1 protein-coding gene and 1 pseudogene are annotated in these 1,058 nt (G+C 54.6%); both read right to left on the bottom strand.

Translation table 11 applies throughout. The annotated features are described in order from the left end of the window. Positions 1-246 (bottom strand): hypothetical protein (locus TRICHSKD4_RS27785; protein ID WP_040617716.1); only part of this gene is annotated, 246 nt, incomplete at its 3' end. Then, positions 243-998 (bottom strand): annotated as a pseudogene (locus tag TRICHSKD4_RS31980) (DUF5131 family protein). The pseudogene TRICHSKD4_RS31980 and the gene TRICHSKD4_RS27785, both read right to left, overlap by 4 nt. Positions 999-1,058: the final 60 nt, after the last annotated feature.

The raw sequence follows: 1,058 nt of genomic DNA, 5'->3' as shown, positions 1-1,058 counted from the left end.
CTCGCTGCGGATTGTGTGTTCAGCTATTTGAAGAGCCAGCTGCGCGGCGCCGAACAGCTCCGGCGCTGCGGCTATTAGTCGAGCATTCTCGATATTTACGGCGACAGGGTTGGGCTTTGGAGAAATCTCACAAATTTCAGTCTCAGCATCTCCGGTATTGACGGTGAAACCTGTCAAACCATCTTTGTTGAAAGGGATCTCCCGATAGACCCAAGGCCCCTGCGTCCATTTGGGTTGCTTGGTCATCGTATATCTCCTGTTGTCGGGTACTCGTTATGCAGAACGCCATCGAGCAGGCGGCCTGCTACCTTCTTTCCCACCTTCTGAAACACGGCGTGTTCCTGTCCTTCATTGATGAATGAAAGGCCATCGTCCCATTTGGGATCGTTATCTATGTCGGAGGGGAATAGGACGTGTTGGTCTTCGGACTTGCCGTTTTGCGATTTCCAGCAGGGATCATATTCCGGTTCCCACGGTAGCCAATCGCCCCACTGCTTCACCAAAAATGGAACACCAGCGGCGGCGCATTGGTCCCGGATTGACCGGACCCAGTCAGGGTGCATCGGTCTGCCACCTTTGCCGGTTTCACCGCCGACTATGACCCATGAGAGATAGCCGCATAAGTCGACATAGGTACGGCCATTCACCGTAGCGCGGCTGTCTGTCGGCTAGGTCACAGAACCCTCTTGCATCCAGATCTTGCCGCGCAAAGCGTCCTGATAGCTTGGCGCATTGCCAATCGGCATCCCATAGGGAAGCGAAGTTAAATCTACAGGGCCAAGCAGGGGCTCAACCGACGCAAAACGCACGGGTGCTGGAAGCTTCAACAAACGAGGTATCCGCCGATCCGCTTCCACCTGGTTCTCAACCGTTGTCCCGATCCAAGCATTCGAAGGCCAATCCTCCATAAGGTCCGGGTACAGGGTCGGGATGTTCTGAGGGCGCTTGGTTAGCAGCAGGATATCCAGATTGGTGTACTGTCGAATATCCCCAACCAGTTGACGGCGCCAAATCGGATCAATTGATCTGTGGTTGTCACCAATGTCCGCAAGGCTGGC

This window comes from Roseibium sp. TrichSKD4 (assembly GCF_000148725.1).
GTDB lineage: Bacteria > Pseudomonadota > Alphaproteobacteria > Rhizobiales > Stappiaceae > Roseibium.
This window is presented reverse-complemented; position numbering and strand designations above follow the sequence as displayed.